The sequence below is a fragment of the Micromonospora sp. DT48 genome (assembly GCF_049844495.1).
Taxonomy (GTDB): domain Bacteria; phylum Actinomycetota; class Actinomycetes; order Mycobacteriales; family Micromonosporaceae; genus Micromonospora.
Genome location: NZ_JBNCLE010000007.1, coordinates 150,997 through 169,281 on the forward strand (window position 1 = coordinate 150,997; position 18,285 = coordinate 169,281).

The following is an 18,285-nucleotide window of genomic DNA, read 5'->3' on the forward strand; positions in this document are numbered from 1 at the left end:
TGGCGCTAGACTGTGCGTGATCTAGCGCTCTCCACCCGGACGGCACGGGCCGGTGTGGGCACCGCGCGAGGGGATCTTTGTACTGAGCCGTGCCAGTCATCGCCGACGGGCTGCGGCGAGCGACTGGATTGCGGGGAGTGTGAGATGGCCGTACGCGATCCTGCGATGACGGACGTGGCCCGCCTCGCCGGTGTGTCCCATCAAACGGTCTCACGGGTGCTGAACGGTCATCCGAACGTGCGCGAGCAGACCCGCCTGCGTGTCCAGGCGGCCATCGCGGAGTTGGGCTACCGGCCGAACCGGGCGGCCCGCGCGTTGGTCACCGGGCGTTCGCAAGTGATCGGGGTGGTGGCACAGAACACCACCCTCTACGGTCCCGCCTCGCTGCTGGCCGCGCTGGAACAGGCCGCCGCGGAGTCCGGCTTCGCGGTCAGCGTGGGCAGTGTGCGTGACCTCGACCATCGGTCGATATCCGCGGTGGTCGAGCGGCACCTGGCTCACCGGGTCGCCGGCATCGTGGTGATCGCACCGGTGGAGTCGGCAGGCGAGGCGCTGGAGCGACTGCCCAAGGACGTGCCGCTGGTGACCGTGGACGGGGACCCCCACCGGCCGATGCCGCTGGTGACGGTGGATCAGGCGGCCGGGGCACGGGCCGCCACCCAGCACCTGCTCGACGCCGGTCACCCCACGGTCTGGCACGTCTCCGGTCCGTCGGACTGGTTCGACAGCGCCGGGCGCATCGAGGGCTGGCGGGAAGCGCTGACCGCAGCCGGCGCGGAGGTCCCGCCGCTGGTGCCGGCGGACTGGTCCGCGGCGGCCGGGTACCGGTGCGGACAGATGCTGGCGCGGATGCCGGACGTCACCGCGGTCTTCACCGCCAACGACCACCTGGCTCTCGGGGTGCTGCGGGCCCTGCACGAGCACGGTCGACGGGTGCCGGACGACATCAGCGTGGTCGGCTTCGACGACGTGCCGGAGGCTGCCTACTTCATCCCGCCGCTGACCACCGTACGGCCGGACTTCGGCGCGGTGGCACGGGCGAGCCTGGAGATGCTGCTCACCCAGATCGAGTCGGTCAGCGGCGGCGCGCTGCGCGAGACCGTCGCGCCGACCCTGGTGGCGCGCCGAAGCGTCGCCCCACCTCCCCGTCGCTGACGACCGAGTGAGTTGATCAAGAGGTTTTGGTCGCGTCCGGCCCGGATCGCGACCAAAACCTCTTGATCAACTGGTCAGGGGTCAGGGGTCAGATGAAGCGCCAGCGGTGGTCGGCGGCACCGTTGTCGTCCCAGAGCACGATCTGGGCCCCCTGGCTGGACGAGGCGCCGGTGACGCCGAGCACCCGTCCGCCGTTGGCGGACTGGATCCGGAAGTAGCCGTTCGCGGCGTACCGCAACCGCCACCGGTTGCTGGCCGCCCCGTTGTCGGCCCACTGCACCACCCGCGCGCCGTTACCGCTGCTGCCGTTCTCCACGCCCAGCACCTTGCCGCTGTGCGAGTTGCGCAGGCGCAGGAAACCGCCGTCCACGATCGCGGTCCAGAGGTGGTCGGCGGTGCCGTTGTCACCCCACTGGATCACCAGGCCACCGTCGGCGGTGGACATGTTCTGCACGCCCAGGACGAGACCGGTGGCCAGGTTCTGGATCCGGCGGGCCCCGTTGGGCACGAACCGCCACTGGTTGTCCGGCGTGCCGTTGTCCGGGTCCTGGACCACCCGGGCACCCTGGGCGGTGGAGTTGTTGAGCACGGCGAGCAGCTTGCCCGTGTGCCCGTTACGGATCTTGTGTGTTCCGTCGCCGACGTCCACGATCGTCCATCGGTGGTCGGCCGTGCCGGTGTCCGACCATTGCAGCACCTGCGCGTTGTCGGCGGTCGACATGTTCTGTACGCCGAGCACCTTGGCGCTGTGGGCGTTGCGGAACTTGACCGCGTTGCCGTCGACGACGAGGTGCCAGTCGTGGTCGGCGGTGCCGTTGTCGCCCCACTGCAACGCCGGCGCCCCGTCGGTGGTCGACATGTTCTCGATGCCGAGCACCAGGCCACTGGCGGCGTTGGCGAGCCGGAACGTCGCCGTACCGGTGCCCGGCGACTGGCCGTTGGCGCTCCAGTAGACGGTGTAGTTGTGGCCGTGCGCGTCGTAGAACGGCAGCAGGTTGACCGTCGAGCCGTTGGCGGTGGCGGTGAAGGTCAACGCCGAGGTGCTGGTCCGGTTGACCGAGGTGGTGGCCAGGGCGGGCAGCGCGGAGAGCGCGGTGTTGCCGTAGTTGCCGGAGAGCACCGCCGGGCCGTAGGTCAGGGCGACCACGTTCGGGTCGTCGTTGGCCGCCTCCACGATCACGCGCATCGGCAGCCGGACGGTCACCGTGTCGCCGGAGGACCACGACCGGGTCAACGTCGCGTACGTGCCCGGGGTGGTGGCGATGTCCTGGGCGGTGCCGTTGACGCTGACCGTCGCGCCCTGGGTCCAGGCCGGGATGCGGATCCGCATCGTCCACGATCCGCTGACGTTACCGGTGACGGTGAGGGTCGTGGTGTCGCCGACCGGGTAGGTGGTGGTCTGGGTGACCGTGATGCCGCGCTGCGACCAGTCGAGCACCGAGGGCATGAACATGTTCACCGTGAGGGTGTTGCCGTTGTGGAAGTAGATCGAGTCCATCAACGTGGTGTTGCTCTCCAGCGCAGTGCCCTGGCAGCACCAGAAGGAGTTGTAGTCGGTGCTCCAGGTGCCGCCGCCCCACGCCGGGCCCACGCCTCGCCGTCCACCGGGATTCAGCGGCGTGAAGTAGGTGATGTGACCGTGGCTGTCCGCCGGGTTCTGCGCCCCGATGAGATGGTTGAGCAGCGCCCGCTCGTAGAAGTCGAAGTACGCCACCCGGTTCGGGTCCAGCAGCCACAGTTCCCGGGTCAGCTTCAGCATGTTGTACGTGTTGCACGCCTCGCAGGTGTCGGTGCGCAGGTATCCGGCGATGGCGTTGGGCGGCCGGAAGTGTTCGGCCTGGCTGTTGCCGCCGATGACGTAGGTGTGCGCGTTCACCGTCATGTTCCAGGCGTTGCTGGCGATGTCCCGGTAGCGGGTGGTGCCGGTGGCCTTGTACTCCCGGGCGGCACCGATCCACTTCGGCACCTGGGTGTTGGCGTGCAGCCCGCTGAGCTGGTCGGTGTTGTTCGCGAGCGGGTTGAACACGGCGGCGTGGTCGAACCGTTGGGCGGCGGTCAGCCACCGGCTGTCGCCGGTCTGCTGGTAGAGGTCGGTCAGTACGGCGTTCATGCCCCCGAACTCGGTGCCCAGCATCGCCTGCATCTGGGCGGAGGTCAGTCGGCCGGTGCGCCAGTCGACCCAGCCGGCGAAGGCCAACAGCACGTCGCGTGCCTGGTTGTTGCCGATGAGCCGCCACACGTCGAGCAACCCGGCCAGGGTCTTGTGGATGGCGTAGTACGGCACGTTGCCGTTGTTGAGGGTGCGGTTCTCCACGGCCGTGAAGTCGGACTCGGGGAAGCCGCTGAGGTAACCGGTGTTGAAGCCCGCCGCCGCGTTGTTGGCCTGGCACTTGGCCAGCTCGGCCACCATGTAGTTGGCCTTGTCCCGACAGCTGGTGTCGCCGAGCACGGCCCAGGTGTACGCCCAGGCGCTCAGGAAGTGCCCCTGGGAGTGGGTACGGAACGGGAAGTTGGGGGCCTCCCAACCACCGAGTGCCGCGGCTCCGGCGGTGGAGAGTCGATGGTTGGCGCGGAAGTTGTAGAGCAGCCGGTTGACGTCGACGAAGCGCAGGTAGTTGACCGTACGGTTCTGGTTGTCCAGCCAGCGACTGGCGGTCAACCGCACCTGGCCCGGCTCGAAGGGGTAGGCGGAGACGCCGAGGTCGGGCCGGGCCGGGGGAAGTGCCGCGCTGGCGATGCCATGGGTCAGCGCGGGGCCGACGGCCGCGGCGACGGCCGCCGCGCCGGCGGCCCGGAGCACGTGTCGACGGTTGAGGGACGGGTAGGGCATCACGACCTCCGTGGGGCATGAGGGCAGCGCCGCCCGGCCCGGTGGGGGTGGTGGCCGACCGGACGGCGAGGAACTGTGCGATGACGTCGACGTGTGATGCGCGGCACGCGTCGACCGGACCCGGCGGGTGTTCGTCGCGGTGGCGGCTTATGCCAAGCCCATCGATGTTATCGCTAACATACGCGCTACGTCGGCGCGTTCGCAAGACGCGTGGACGCACCCGACGGTGACTCGCGGGCTCGGGCTGGGATTTCCCGACCGGGATGCTGCCCTCGACGCAATTCCTGACTAAAGTCAGGAATTATGGATCGTGCACTCGTCGACGTGGTGCGGCGTTTCAACCGCACCGTGACCCAGCGCGTCGGCGCGCTGGACGACAGCTACCTCGCCCGCGACCGGCCGCTCGCGCAGTCACGGCTGCTCTGGGAGATCGGTCCCGAGGGCGCCGAGGTGGCGGCGCTGCGGACGCGGCTCGATCTCGACGCCGGCTATCTCAGCCGGCTGCTGCGCACCCTGGAGGGAGCGGGCCTGGTCGTCGTCGGGCCGGGCGAGGGGGACGCGCGGGTGCGTACCGCCCGCCTCACCGAGGCCGGTCGGGCCGAGTGGGAGCTGCTCGACCGCAGCTCCGACGACCTGGCCTGGTCGATGCTGGCGCCACTGACCGACGGCCAGCGGACCCGACTCACCGCCGCCATGGCCGAGGTCGAGCACCTGTTGATGGCGTCGCTGGTCGCCATCGAGCCCTGTCACCCGGGCGAGCCGGGCGCCCGCGCCTGCCTGCGGGCGTACGCGCGGGAACTCGCGGCGCGGTTCGACTCGGGGTTCGACCCGGACAGCAGCGGAGTCGACGACCACGAGGTGGTGCCGCCGGCCGGGTTGTTCCTGGTGGCAACCGTCGGCAGCGAGGCGGTGGGCTGTGGCGCGGTGCGGTTGCCGTCGGGTGAGCCCGCCGAGATCAAGCGGCTGTGGGTGTCGCCGTCGGTGCGGGGACTCGGCGTCGGCCGTCGCCTGCTCGACGAGCTGGAACGGCACGCGGCCGCCGCCGGGGCGGACAGCGTACGGCTGGACACCAACCGCAGCCTCACCGAGGCGATCCAGCTCTATCGCAGGTCGGGTTACCGGGAGATCCCGCCCTACAACCGCAACCCGTACGCACACCACTGGTTCGCCAAATCGCTGACCTGACCGGTCGAGCGGGATCGGGGCCGCTTGTGGTCAAGAAATGAATGATGATTCAATTCTTGCGTGGCGTACCGGAGCACCGAGCGGGTGAGGGCACGGCTGACCGCCTCGCGGGAGCGGATCATCGACGCGGCCCTGGGCATCCTGGCCGAGCACGGCTACGCCGGGTGCTCGGTGGCGGCCGTCGCCGCGCGGGCCGAGGTGGCCACCGGAAGCGTCTACCGGCACTTTCCGACAAAGGCGGACCTCTTCGCCGAGGTGTTCCGCACCGCCAGCCGACGCGAGGTCGACGCCGTCACCCGGGCCGCCGCCGCCGAGGACACGGCCGCCGCCCGGGTCCGGGCGGTCATCGAGACCTTCGCCGGTCGGGCCCTGCGCGCCCCACGACTGGCGTACGCCCTGCTCGCCGAGCCGGTCGACCCGGCGGTGGAGGCCCAACGGCTGGTCTTCCGGCGCGCCCACGCGACGCTGCTGGCCGGCTACATCGCCGATGGTGTGGCCGGTGGCGAGTTGCCCCCGCAGAATCCCGAGCTGACCTCCACCGCCGTGGTCGGTGCCCTGGCCGAGGCGATGGTGGGCCCGCTGGCCGCCGGTGTCGCGGGCCCGGACACCGTCGACGGTCTGATCACCTTCATCCACCGCGCGTTGGGAGTTCCGTCGTGAGCACGCACGAGGTGTTCAACCAGGTTCCGCCGCTGGTCGGCCATGACACCGCGGACGAGCCCGCCCTGCTCGACGCGCTGGAGCGGGAGGGCGCCGGCTGGGCCACGGCCGAGCTGCACGAACTCGGCCGACTGGCCGGCACCGAAGAGGCGGCCGAGCACGGTCGGTTGGCCAACGAGCATCCACCGGTGCTGCGTACCCACGACCGCTACGGCCACCGGATCGACGAGGTCGAGTTCCACCCCTCCTGGCACGAGCTGATGCGTACCGCCGTGACCCACGGCCTGCACGCCGCGCCCTGGGGCGACGAGCGCCCCGGAGCCCATGTGGCGCGGGCCGCGAAGTTCTACGTCTGGCGTCCTGACGCCGGGCACGGCTGCCCGATCTCGATGACGTACGCGGCGGTGCCCGCGCTGCGGCACGCCCCCGACCTGGCCGCGCGTTACGAGCCGCTGCTCACCGCCCGCACCTACGACTTCGGGCTGCGGGTGCCGCTGTCCAAGCAGGGCCTGCTGGCGGGCATGTCGATGACGGAGAAGCAGGGCGGCTCGGATGTGCGGCCGAACACCACCACGGCGCGCTCGGCACCGGACGGCAGCTACCGGCTGGTCGGGCACAAGTGGTTCACCTCCGCGCCGATGTGCGACGTCTTCCTCACCCTGGCCCAGGCGCCGGGTGGGCTCACCTGCTTCCTGGTCCCGCGCGTGCTGCCCGACGGCACCCGCAACCCGATGCGGTTGATGCGCCTCAAGGACAAGCTCGGCAACCGCTCCAACGCCTCCGGCGAGGTGGAGTACGACGAGGCGGTGGCCTGGCGGGTCGGTGACGAGGGTCGGGGCGTACGCACCATCATCGACATGGTGAACCTGACCCGCCTGGACTGCGTGATCGGCGCGGCCTCCGGCATGCGGCACGGGGTGGTCACCGCCGCGCACCACGCGGCCCACCGGCGGGCCTTCGGCCGCTACCTGGTGGACCAGCCGTTGATGCGCAACGTCCTGGCGGATCTCGCGGTGGAGTCCGAGGCCGCCACCGTGCTGATGATGCGGCTGGCCGGGGCGACCGATCGGGCCGCGCACGGTGACCAGTCCGAGGCGGCGTTCAAACGGATCGCGCTCGCCGTGGGCAAGTACTGGGTCTGCAAGCGGTGGCCCGGTCATGCCGCCGAGGCCCTGGAATGCCTGGGCGGCAACGGCTACGTGGAGGAGTCCGGGATGCCCCGCCTGTTCCGCGAGTCGCCGCTCAACTCGATCTGGGAGGGCTCCGGCAACGTCGCCGCGCTGGACGTGCTGCGCGCGCTGGGCGGTCAGCCGGAGGTGATGGCGGCGTTCCAGTCCGAGGTGGACGCCGCTGCGGGCGCCGACGCCCGGCTCGACGCCGCCGTCCGCCAGGTGCGGTCCGCCCTGGCCGATCCGACCGATCTGGAGGTACGCGCCCGTCGGCTGGTCGAGCAGTTGGCGCTGGTCTTGCAGGGGGCGCTGTTGGTGCGCCACGGTCACCCGGCGGTCGCCGACGCCTTCTGCGCCTCCCGGCTCGGCGGCGATCGGGGGCACGCCTACGGCACGTTGCCGGCCGGTGTCGACTTCGCCGCGATCATCGACCGGGCCACCCCGAAGATGGGCTGACCGCCCGGCAGTTGCCGATGATCACCACATGATGTACCGAATCGGGCATTGAGCCGGACCCGATGCTGTGGGATTCTTGGACGCCGATGCGTTGTCGCGCGTGTGAGCGACCGTCGCCCGATGGGCAACCGGGACCGGGTCCCGGGGGACGACGGCCGAAGACGGATTCGTCTCCGTATCCATCGGTCCCGAGCCCGGCCTGCCGGGCTCGGGACCGATGGATCTCCGCGTGATCGACAAGGAAGCCCATGACGTCCTCGAACCGGCACGGCGTTCGACCGCTCACCCCACCTCGACGCTCCACCCGACGCGGGTTCGCCGTCGTCGCGGTCGGTCTGCTGCTCGGCACCGCCGCGGTGGTGGTCGACCAACCGATCGCCGACGCGGCGACCACGCCCGCGACGGTCACCGTCAACACCCGGGCCGGGTTGGCGACCGTGCCCGACACCGCGCTCGGCGTCAACCACGCCATCTGGGACTCGCAGCTGGGGACCACCGAGACGTCGGACCTGCTGCGTGCGGCCGGGGTGCAGATGATGCGTTATCCCGGCGGCTCCTACGCCGACATCTACCACTGGCGGGACCACACCGCCCCCGGTGGCTACGTCGCCCCCGGCACCGACTTCGACACCTTCATGGCCGGGGTACGCCGGGCCGGCGCCCAACCGATGATCATCGCGAACTACGGCACCGGCACCGCCGAGGAGGCGGCCGAGTGGGTCCGGTACGCCAACGTGACCAAGGGCTACGACGCCCGGTACTGGACGGTCGGCAACGAGAACTACGGCAACGGCCACTACGGCGCGTCGTGGGAGGCCGACCACCACCCCGACAAGAGCGCCACCTACTACGCGAACCTGGTGGTCGAGTACGCCGACGCGATGAAGGCCGTCGACCCGAGCATCAAGGTCGGCGCGGTGCTCACCATGCCGGCGAACTGGCCCGACGGGCTGACCGCCGGTGAGGACCCGGGCCCGTGGAACCAGACCGTGTTGTCCATCGCCGGTCAGAAGATCGACTTCGTGGACGTGCACTGGTACCCGGGCGGCAGCGCCGCCGAGTCGCTGCCGCGTACCAGCCACATCACCGACGCGGTCCACCTGCTGCGCGAGCAGATCACCCGGTACGCGGGCCCGAACGCCGGGCGTATCGGCATCAGTCTGACCGAGGTGAACGTCACCTCGGAGGGCATGACCAGCCAGCCGGCCGCGTTGTTCCTGGCCGACGCCTACAGCGGACTGCTGGCCGACGGGGTGTTCACCGTCCACTGGTGGAACGTACGCAACGGCATCGGCCGGGTGTCGACGGTGGCCGGGCAGACCGACTACGGCGACTTCGGCATGCTCTCCAGCGGCACCTGCACCTCGGACGGATCGGTCTGCGAGCCGCCGCTGAACACCCCCTTCGCCCCCTACCACGGGCTGTCCATGATGAGCCGTTTCGCGCGTACCGGTGACCAGTTCATCCGGGCGGCCAGCGACGATCCGCTGGTCGCCGCGCACGCGGTCCGCCGGGCCACCGGCGAGGTCGCGGTGCTGCTGGTGAACAAGGACCCGGACAACGCCCGGGAGGTCGACATCGACTACGCCGGCTTCGCCCCGTCGAGTGGGGAGCCGACGGTCCACACGCACACCAACGGCGCCACCGCCATCGCCACCAGCCGCTCCGGCAGCGCGACCAGTCGGACCCTGCCGCCGTACTCGCTGACCACGATCGTGGTGGCTCCGGCCGGTGCCACCACCGGACAGCCCGGTGCCCCGGGACAGCCCACGGTCACCGACGTCACCGACCGGACCGCCACCATCGCCTGGGCGGCGGCGACCCGGGGCGCGAGCCCGATCGCCAAGTACGAGGTGCACCGGCAGTACGGCGCGGTCAGTGAGCAGCTCGGCGAGACCCCGGGCACCTCGTTCACCGTCGGCAACCTGGTGCCCGGCCGCAGATACACCGTCAACGTGCTGACCCGGGACACCGCAGGCCGGGTCTCCTGGGCGTCGCCGCCGCTGACCTTCACCACCGGCAGCCCGGCAAGCAGCGCGTGCGGGGTCCGCTTCACCAACACCACGGACTGGGGCAACGGGTACGTGGCGAACGTGGACATCGTCAACAACACCGCGCGGCCGATCAACGGGTGGACGCTGACCTGGACCTGGCCGACCACCTGGCAGCAGGTGGGCAGCGGCTGGAACGCCAACTGGGAACAGATCGACACCACCGTCCGGGTGACCCACAACGACGACAGCCGCCAGATCGCCGCCGGAGGCACGGTGAGCGTCGGCTTCGTCGGGGAGTACAGCGGGCCGAACGTCACGCCGACGGCGTTCCGGCTCAACGGCACGCTCTGCACGGCTCTCTGATTCATCCGTGCCGTCGTGAGGCTTCGTGCTTCAACAGCGTTCGTGCGCGCGACTGTTAGGAAGGGGCCCTTCCTCTACCGGAGGCGTTAATAGGGTGCCCTTCCTTTCACCTCCCAGGTCGGGTGGGGACTGGTGATTTTGCCGATGCGGCACCGGCAGGTCGCCCCAAACACTGATCACAGTCGATACCGCTCCAACCCAAGGGAGTATCCGACGTGCGATCAACCACCACCACCCGTCCCCGTACCGTCACTCTCCTGGCCCGGCTGGCGATGGCCGCCGTCCTGGCCGCCGGTGGCGTCGTCGCCACCTCGTCCCCCGCCCAGGCCGCCAACCCGTACGAGCGGGGGCCGGACCCGACCCACGCGATCCTGGAGGCCAGTCGTGGCCCCTTCGCGACCTCGTCGACGAGCGTCTCCTCGCTGGTCCTCGGGTTCGGCGGCGGCGTCATCTACTACCCGACCACCACCACGGCGGGCACCTTCGGCGCGGTGGCCATCTCGCCCGGCTACACCGCCTCCTGGTCGAGCCTGGACTGGCTGGGGCCACGGATCGCCTCGCACGGCTTCGTGGTCATCGGCATCGACACCATCACCCGGCTGGACCAGCCGAGCAGCCGGGGTCGGCAGCTGTTGGCCGCGCTGGACTACCTGACCGAGCGCAGTTCGGTGCGCAACCGGGTCGACGCGAGTCGGCTCGCGGTGGCTGGCCACTCGATGGGTGGCGGCGGCAGCCTGGAGGCTGCGGCGAGCCGGCCGTCGTTGCAGGCCGCCGTGCCGCTGGCACCGTGGAACCTGACCAAGAACTGGTCGAACCTGCGGGTGCCGACGCTGATCATCGGTGGTGAGTCCGACTCCGTCGCCTCGGTCTCCTCGCACTCCGAGCCGTTCTACAACAGCATCCCGGCCGCTACCGAGAAGGCGTACCTGGAACTCAACAACGCGGGTCACTTCTTCCCGAACACGGTCAACACTCCCACCGCCAAGCAGATGGTGGCCTGGCTGAAGCGGTTCGTCGACGACGACACCCGCTACGACCAGTTCCTCTGCCCCGGCCCGAGCGGCTCGGCGATCGAGGAGTACCGGAACACCTGCCCGCACTGAGGCCGACCGGGGGCGGACGTGACGCGTCCGCCCCGGGTCGTCCGGCCGCCGGTCTTCCGTCCCGAGGACCGGCGGCCGTATATTGCATTGGCAGTGCAATAATCCTGGAGGTGGTGAGTGTCCGACCACACGGCCGACGGGCTACGCGAGCTGGTCGCCGCGTTCCTGCGTAGGCACGATCCGGGCGGTGACCGCACCGGTTTCCTGCGCGCCCGCTTCGACGCCGGGCTGGCCTGGGTGCATCACCCACCCGGTCGCGGTGGCCTGGGCGCGCCCGCGCACCTCCAGACGGTGGTCGACGCGGCCTTCGCCGAGGCCGGGGCACCGGACAATCAGCCCCGGCGCAACAGCATCGGTCTCGGGATGGCCGCGCCCACCCTGGTGCGCCACGCCACCGACGCCCAGTGCCGGCGCTGGCTGCGACCGTTGTGGACCGGCGAGGAGGTGTGGTGCCAGCTGTTCAGTGAGCCCGAGGCCGGATCGGACCTGGCGAGCCTGCGCACCCGTGCGGTGCGCGACGGTGACGACTGGGTGGTCGACGGCCAGAAGGTGTGGACCTCCCTGGCCCACCGGGCGCGCTGGGCGATCCTGTTGGCCCGCACCGACCCGGCGGCCCCGAAGCACCACGGCCTCACCTACTTCGTCTGCGACATGAGCGCGCCGGGGGTGCGGGTACGCCCACTGCGGCAGGTCACCGGTGAGGCCGAGTTCAACGAGGTCTTCCTGACCGGGGTCCGGATACCCGACGCCCACCGGATCGGCGAGGTCGGGCACGGTTGGCAGATCGCCCGCACCACGCTGATGAACGAACGCGTCGCCATCGGTGGTCGGCCGTTGCCCCGGGAGGGCGGGATGGTGGGTGTGCTGGCGCGGCTGTGGCGCGAACGACCCGACCTGCGTACCGGTGGGCTGCACGAGGAGGTGCTGCGCGCGTGGGTACGCGCCGAGGCCGCCCGGTTGGCCGCGCTGCGCCTGCGTCAGCTGGTCGCCGCCGGTCAACCCGGTCCCGAGGGGTCCGCGGTGAAGCTGTCCTTCGCCGAGCTCAGCCAGCGGATCAGTGGCCTGGAGGTGGAACTGCGCGGCGCGGAGGCGCTGCGGCACGACGACTGGACGATGCGCCGCCCGGCCGAACCCGACCTGCTCGGCCGCACCGCCACCTACCGCTACCTGCGTGCCCGAGGCAACTCCATCGAGGGCGGCACGTCGGAGATCCTGCGCAACATCATCGCCGAGCGGGTGCTGGGACTGCCCGCCGAACCCCGGGTGGACCGATGACCGACCTGCTCTACGACGCCGACGAGGAGGCGCTGCGCGACAGCGTCCGGGCGCTGCTGGCCGCGCACGCGCCGTGGCAGCGGGTGCTCACCGCCGTCGACGACGGTGACCCGCGCGACGAGACGCTGTGGCGCCGGCTGGTCGACCAGATCGGGGTGACCAGCCTGGCCGTGCCGGTGGAGCACGGCGGCGTGGGGGCCGGCTTCCGCGAGGTCGCGGTGGTGCTGGAGGAACTGGGCCGATCTGTCGCGCCGGTGCCCTTCCTGGGCGCGGTCGTGGCCACCCGGGCGCTGCTCGCCTGCGGCGAGACCACCCTGCTGTGCCAGGTCGCCGCCGCCGAACGCGAGGTGGCCTTGGCGGTCGGTCTGGCCACCGCGCCCGACGCCGACCCGCCGCCGGTGACGGTGGGTCCCGGGCCGACGCTGTCCGGTCGGGTGACCGCTGTGGCCGACGCCGCGCCGCGCGGTCTGCTGCTGGTCCCGGCCGGCGACGGGCTGTACGCGGTCGACGCCGTCGAGCCGGCGGTCCGGTACGAACCGGTGGTGTCGCTGGACGTCACCCGGCCGCTCGTCGACATCGAGTTCACCGCGGCGCCGGCCCGTCCGGTCGCGGTGGGTGCGGCGGCCGAGGCGGCGGTGACGGAGGCGCTGACCGCAGGCGCGGCACTGCTCGCCTCCGAGCAGGTCGGGGTGGCGCAGTGGTGTCTGGACACGACGGTCGAGTACGTGCGGCAGCGGCATCAGTTCGGCCGTCCGGTCGGCTCCTTCCAGGCGGTCAAGCACCGGTTGGCCGACCTCTGGGTGGAGCTGACCGAGGCGCGGGCGGTGGCCCGGTACGCCGCCGACCGGCTCGACGCCGGTGACGAGGCGGCGCTGGCTGCCGCGCTGGCGCAGGCGTACTGCGGCCCGGTGGCGGTCAGGGCGGCGGAGACCTGCGTCCAGTTGCACGGCGGACTGGGCTTCACCTGGGAACACCCGGCCCATCTCTACCTCAAGCGGGCCAAGAGCACCGCGATCGCCTTCGGCACCGCGGATCGGCACCGGGCGGCCCTCGCCCGGCTGGTCGACCTGCCCGCGCCGCCGGTTGCGCAAGGCGCGGCCGTCCGGTGATGACCGCCCTATCGAAGGTGTTGACGAAACACTCGCGAAATGTACACTCCGAGTGTAATAAGTTGACCGCGAGGTGAGAGGCGGGTTGATGGCCGACGGTCTCGCACTGCACCAGGTCGGCGTGCGCTTCGGCGGCCTCACCGCCCTCGACGACGTCTCCCTGGAGGTCAATCCGGGCGAGGTGGTCGGGGTGATCGGCCCCAACGGGGCCGGCAAGACCACGCTGTTCAACGTCGTGTGCGGCTTCGTCACCGCGCACACCGGGACGCTGACCCTCGACGGCCGCCCGTTGCGACCACGACCGCACCGCCTCACCCGGCTGGGCATCGCCCGGACGTTGCAGGGCACCGGCCTGTTCGCCGGGCTCACCGTCCTGGAGAACGTGATGGCCGGGGCCAGCCACACCGCCCGCGCCGGCCTGTTGCCGGCGCTGCTCGGGCTGCCGCGCAGCGACCGCGACGAGCGTCGGCTGCGCGAGCACGCCCGCGCCGTCCTGGACGAGCTGGGCATCGGGGGGTACGCCGACGCCGCGCCCGACACCCTGCCCTTCGCGGTACGCCAGCGGGTCGGGCTCGCCCGCGCACTGGCCGCCCGCCCCCGTCTGCTGTTGCTCGACGAACCGGCCGGTGGCCTCGGCGCGGACGACGTGGACACCCTCGCGGAGCTGATCCGAGGGTTGCCGCACCGGGCCACCGACCCCTGCGCCGTGTTGCTGGTGGAGCACCACATGGACCTGGTCATGGCGGTCTGCGACCGGATCGTGGTGCTCGACTTCGGGCGGGTCGTCGCCGCCGGGCCGCCGGAGGCGGTCCGCGAGAACCCGGCCGTGGTGGACGCCTACCTCGGTGCGACCGTCGACGAGGCCGCCTGATGAGCGGCGACCTGCTCACCGTCGAGACCCTGGCCGCCGGCTACGGGCCGGTGCCGGTGCTGCACGACGTCGACCTGCGGGTGCCCACCGGCACCATCGCCGCCGTCATCGGCGCCAACGGCGCCGGGAAGACCACCCTGCTGCGCACCCTCTCGGGGATGCTGCGCCCTACCTCGGGCCGGATCCTCCTCGACGGCCGTGACCTGCGCGGCACCCCGGTCGAGCAACTCGTCCGGCGCGGGGTGGCGCACGTGCCGGAGGGCCGTGGCGTGATCGGCGAACTCACCGTGGAGGAGAACCTGCGCCTCGGCGCGCTCTGGCGGCGGGACCGCGCCGACGCCGCGCGTGCCCTCGACGAGATCTACGAGCTGTTCGCGCCGCTGGCCACCCGGCGGCGACACCTCGGCCACCAGCTCTCCGGTGGCGAACGGCAGATGCTGGCCCTCGGTCGGGCCCTGGTCGGCCGACCCCGCCTGCTGCTGCTGGACGAACCGTCGCTCGGTCTGGCCCCCCGCGTGGTGGCCCAGACCATGGCGCTGCTGCGCCGACTGCGCGACGACACCGGGCTGACCGTGCTGCTGGTGGAGCAGAACGTGCGCAGCGCCCTGGCCGTGGCCGACCAGGGCATCGTGATGTCGCTCGGCCGGGTCGTCCTGGCGGCCCCGGCCGCCCGGCTGCGCGACGACGCCGACCTGCGCCACGCGTACCTCGGATTCTGAAACTCAAGGAGGACCGTGGACCGCTTCCTCTTCCTCACCCTCGACGGCCTGTCGAGGGGCGCGGTCTACGCCGCGTTCGCGCTGGCCCTGGTGCTCATCTGGCGGGCCGGTCGGATCGTCAACTTCGCCCAGGGCGCGATGGCGGTCGCCGCCGCGTACGTCGCGTACAGCGTCACCGCCGCGACCGGCTCGTACTGGCTCGGTTTCGGCGCGGCGCTGCTCGCCGGGCTGCTGCTCGGGGCGGTCGTCGACCTCGCGGTGATGCGGCTGGTGGACCACCGGTCACCGCTCAACCCGGTGATCGTCGCACTCGGTCTGGTCCTGCTGATCCAGGCGGTGCTCGGCATGGTGTACGGCAACGAGTACCTGCCGGCGCAGGCCCCGTTCAGTCGGACCGCGATGACGGTGGGCGGCACCGCCGTGCTGTCCCCGTACGACCTGTTCGTCTTCGCCACCGTCGGGGTGGTCGTGGCGGCACTCGTCTGGATCTTCACCCGGACCGCGATCGGGCTCCGGATGCGGGCGGCGGCGTTCGCCCCCGAGGTGTCCCGGCTGCTCGGGGTGAACGTGGGCGGCATGCTCACCCTCGGCTGGGCGCTGGCCTCGGGCGTCGGTGCCCTGGCCGGGATGCTGGTCATCCCCACCGAGCTGGGCGTGCACCCGCACGCGATGGACCTGGTCTTCGTCACCGCGTTCACCGCCGCGGTGATCGGCGGGCTGGACAGCCCGCCGGGCGCGGTCGTCGGTGGCCTGGGGGTGGGTCTGTTGCTCTCCTACGTCAGCGGGTACGCCGGCGGCGACCTCATCCCGCTGGCGGTGCTCGCGTTGCTGCTGACGGTGCTGCTGTTGCGCCCCGGCGGGTTGTTCGCCGCGGTCACCGCGAGGCGGGTGTGAGCGCCACCCGGGCGTCGGCGCCGCCCGCCCGAGCCGCCGCCGTCGAGTCCACCCGTCCCGGCTGGACGGTGCCGACCCTGCTTCGCCACCTCGTCGTCGCGGCGGGCGTCGCGTTGCTGGTGTTGGCCGCCAGCTACCAACTCGACTCGTTCCGCAACTTCCAACTGGCAACCGTGGCCGCCTACCTCTGCGCCACCGCCGGGCTGACCGTGCTGACCGGGCTCTGCGGGCAGCTCTCGTTGGGGCACGGCGCGTTGATGGCCACCGGCGCGTACGCCCTGGCGCTCACCCAGAACGCGTTCGCCGACCGGGGGCTGACCGCCGGTGGGTGGCTGATCGTGTCGCTGATGGTGGCGGTGCTGGCGACGGTGGTCGTCGGCGCGGTCGTCGGGGTCGCCGCCGCCCGCCTACGCGGGCCCTACCTGGCCGGTCTCACCCTGGCCGTGGCGGTGGTGGTGCCGGCGTTGACCGTCACCTTCGACGGCGTCTTCAACGGCGAGCAGGGTCTGGGGGTGCCGATGGCGCCCGCGCCGGAACGTCTGGGCGTCTACTTCCCGCACGAGCGGTGGCAGCTCTGGATCGCCGCCGCGGCGACCCTGCTCTGCCTGGTGCTGCTGGCGAACCTGGTCCGCAGCCGGTACGGCCGCTCCTTCCGGGCGGTACGCGACGACGAGGTCGCCGCCCGCCTGGCCGGGATCCACGTGGCGCGTACCCAGGTCATCGCGTTCGTGGTGAGCGCGGCCAGCGCCGGCCTCGGCGGTGCCCTGCTGGCGGTGCTCGCGCAGAGCGTGTCACCCGGCGCCTTCGGCCTGACGTTGTCGCTGTTCCTCCTGATGGCAGTGGTCATCGGCGGTCTCGGTCGCCTCGCCGGGGCGGTCTGGGGTGCCTTCCTGCTGGTCGTCCTGCCCGACCTGACGCACTCGCTGACCAACCTGTTCACCCTCTCACCGGCGGCGGCGCAGCGGCTGGAGGGCAACCTGCCACTGGCGATCTTCGGCAGCACGCTGATCGTGGTCATGATCGCCGCGCCCGGCGGCGTGCAAGGGCTTCTGTCCCGGCTGGCCAGGGCGCTGCGCGCGCGCTGGCCGGTCGGGCGGTCGTAACCGCTCCACCTCCTCACCCCCCAACCAACCATCTACCGCTACCGGACCGATGAAAGGTCGGTGTCCCATGCGCAGCACGACACGGCGCGGTCTCGTGATCGCCACCACCCTCACCCTTTTGCTCAGCTCCACCGCCTGTGGTTCCGACGACGGTCCCGGATCGGGGGAGCCGGTGCCCGGCGTCACCGACACGGAGATCACCGTCGGCACGCACATGCCGCTGACCGGTCCGGCGTCCGCCGGTTACTCGAAGATCTCCCCGGCGACGAAGGCGTACTTCGACTACGTCAACGCCAACGGCGGGGTGCACGGCCGCAAGATCACCTACAAGGTGATGGACGACGGCTACAACCCCGCCACCACGCAGCAGGTGGTCCGGCAACTCGTGTTGCAGGACAAGGTCTTCGCCATCCTCAACGGGCTCGGCACCCCGACCCACACCGGCGTGCTGGACTTCCTGCACACCAACCGGGTGCCCGACCTCTTCGTCGCCTCCGGCAGCCGGAACTGGGACCAGCCCGATCGCTACCCGAACACCTTCGGCTTCAACCCCGACTACACCGTCGAGGGCAAGATCCTGGCGAACCACGTGAAGACCACCATGCCCGGTCGCAAGGTCTGCTTCCTCGGGCAGGACGACGACTTCGGCCGGGACGCGCTGGCCGGCGTGGAGAAGGTGCTCGGCGCCGACGGCGTGGTCGACCGCCAGACCTACGTCACCAGCAACACCAACGTCGCGCCGCAGATCGGTGCGTTCAAGGCGGCCGGTTGCGAGGTCGTCATCCTGGCCACCGTGCCGGGCTTCACCGCGCTGTCCGTCGGCACCGCCGCCCGGCTCGACTACCGCCCGCAGTGGGTGGTGTCGAACGTGGGTGCCGACCACCCGACGCTGGCTCGGCAACTCGGCGACGCCGCCGGGCTGCTGGAGGGCATGGTCGGCCTGAACTACCTGCCGATGCAGAACGACGCCGACGATCCGTGGATCAAGCTGTTCACCAAGGTGAACGCGGAGCACAACGGCGGCGCGGAGTTCGACGGCAACACCGTCTACGGCATGGCGGTGGGGTACCTGTTCGTGCAGGTGTTGCAGGCCGCCGGCAAGGACCTCACCCGCGAGTCGCTGATCGAGGCCGTCCGCAAGGGCGGCTACCAGGGGCCGGGCGTGGCGCCCCTGCGGTTCTCCGACACCGACCACTCCGGCTACGGCGGTGGCCGGCTGAGCCGGGTCGAGAAGGGCGAGCAGCGCTTCTTCGGCCCGACGTACGAGACCGACGAGGCCGACGGTCCGGTCAACGAGTACACCGTGCCGCCGGTGACGCCGCCGGCCAACGGCGTGCCGACCGCCTGATCCGCCCGCCTGGCGCGCACCGACCGGCCCCGGACCCCGGGCGGTGCGCGC

At 71.4% G+C, this 18,285-nt stretch carries 14 protein-coding genes; 13 read left to right on the top strand and 1 reads right to left on the bottom strand.

What is annotated here, in order from left to right; all coding sequences use genetic code 11:
• Positions 1-165: 165 nt before the first annotated feature.
• A complete protein-coding gene (locus ACLQ2S_RS08715) occupies positions 166-1,155 on the top strand; it encodes a LacI family DNA-binding transcriptional regulator (RefSeq protein WP_196222510.1) in 990 nt (329 codons plus the stop codon).
• 88 nt (positions 1,156-1,243) lie between these two features.
• On the opposite strand, the gene ACLQ2S_RS08720 is transcribed toward ACLQ2S_RS08715, so the two are convergent.
• A complete protein-coding gene (locus tag ACLQ2S_RS08720; protein ID WP_425701481.1) occupies positions 1,244-3,985 on the bottom strand; it encodes a beta-L-arabinofuranosidase domain-containing protein in 2,742 nt (913 codons plus the stop codon).
• A gap of 303 nt (positions 3,986-4,288) precedes the next feature.
• Between ACLQ2S_RS08720 and ACLQ2S_RS08725 the strand changes: the two genes are divergently transcribed.
• The 12 genes from ACLQ2S_RS08725 to ACLQ2S_RS08780 all read left to right on the top strand — a co-directional run bounded on the left by ACLQ2S_RS08725 (position 4,289) and on the right by ACLQ2S_RS08780 (position 18,234).
• Positions 4,289-5,170, top strand: coding sequence for a bifunctional helix-turn-helix transcriptional regulator/GNAT family N-acetyltransferase (locus ACLQ2S_RS08725; protein WP_155216523.1), 882 nt, complete (start codon positions 4,289-4,291; stop codon positions 5,168-5,170).
• Positions 5,171-5,230: 60 nt separating this feature from the next.
• Positions 5,231-5,830 (top strand): TetR/AcrR family transcriptional regulator, encoded by a 600-nt coding sequence (locus ACLQ2S_RS08730; RefSeq protein ID WP_309223001.1) that lies wholly within the window; start codon positions 5,231-5,233, stop codon positions 5,828-5,830.
• Positions 5,827-7,455 (top strand): isovaleryl-CoA dehydrogenase, encoded by a 1,629-nt coding sequence (locus ACLQ2S_RS08735; RefSeq protein ID WP_309223000.1) that lies wholly within the window; start codon positions 5,827-5,829, stop codon positions 7,453-7,455. The genes ACLQ2S_RS08730 and ACLQ2S_RS08735 overlap by 4 nt, the downstream gene beginning before the upstream one ends.
• Positions 7,456-7,703: 248 nt before the next feature.
• Positions 7,704-9,812 carry a cellulose binding domain-containing protein gene (locus ACLQ2S_RS08740; protein ID WP_425701482.1) on the top strand — a complete coding sequence of 703 codons (2,109 nt, stop codon included), beginning with the start codon at positions 7,704-7,706 and terminating at the stop codon, positions 9,810-9,812.
• Positions 9,813-10,084: 272 nt separating this feature from the next.
• Complete coding sequence (locus ACLQ2S_RS08745; protein ID WP_155216932.1) at positions 10,085-10,915, top strand: alpha/beta hydrolase family protein; 831 nt, start codon at positions 10,085-10,087, stop codon at positions 10,913-10,915.
• A gap of 117 nt (positions 10,916-11,032) precedes the next feature.
• Positions 11,033-12,190, top strand: coding sequence for an acyl-CoA dehydrogenase family protein (locus ACLQ2S_RS08750; protein ID WP_309222999.1), 1,158 nt, complete (start codon positions 11,033-11,035; stop codon positions 12,188-12,190).
• The gene (locus tag ACLQ2S_RS08755) at positions 12,187-13,299 is read left to right on the top strand and encodes an acyl-CoA dehydrogenase family protein (RefSeq protein WP_155216519.1); all 1,113 of its coding nucleotides are present in this window, start codon (positions 12,187-12,189) and stop codon (positions 13,297-13,299) included. Before ACLQ2S_RS08750 ends, ACLQ2S_RS08755 begins: the two co-directional genes overlap by 4 nt.
• An 88-nt stretch (positions 13,300-13,387) precedes the next feature.
• Positions 13,388-14,170, top strand: coding sequence for an ABC transporter ATP-binding protein (locus ACLQ2S_RS08760; protein ID WP_155216517.1), 783 nt, complete (start codon positions 13,388-13,390; stop codon positions 14,168-14,170).
• Positions 14,170-14,889: an ABC transporter ATP-binding protein gene (locus tag ACLQ2S_RS08765; RefSeq protein WP_155216515.1), complete on the top strand. Its 720-nt coding sequence runs from the start codon at positions 14,170-14,172 to the stop codon at positions 14,887-14,889. Before ACLQ2S_RS08760 ends, ACLQ2S_RS08765 begins: the two co-directional genes overlap by 1 nt.
• 15 nt (positions 14,890-14,904) lie before the next feature.
• Positions 14,905-15,783, top strand: coding sequence for a branched-chain amino acid ABC transporter permease (locus ACLQ2S_RS08770; RefSeq protein WP_309222998.1), 879 nt, complete (start codon positions 14,905-14,907; stop codon positions 15,781-15,783).
• Complete coding sequence (locus ACLQ2S_RS08775) at positions 15,780-16,886, top strand: branched-chain amino acid ABC transporter permease (RefSeq protein WP_375335317.1); 1,107 nt, start codon at positions 15,780-15,782, stop codon at positions 16,884-16,886. The genes ACLQ2S_RS08770 and ACLQ2S_RS08775 overlap by 4 nt, the downstream gene beginning before the upstream one ends.
• Positions 16,887-16,953: 67 nt before the next feature.
• Positions 16,954-18,234 (top strand): ABC transporter substrate-binding protein, encoded by a 1,281-nt coding sequence (locus tag ACLQ2S_RS08780; RefSeq protein WP_155216513.1) that lies wholly within the window; start codon positions 16,954-16,956, stop codon positions 18,232-18,234.
• Positions 18,235-18,285: the final 51 nt, after the last annotated feature.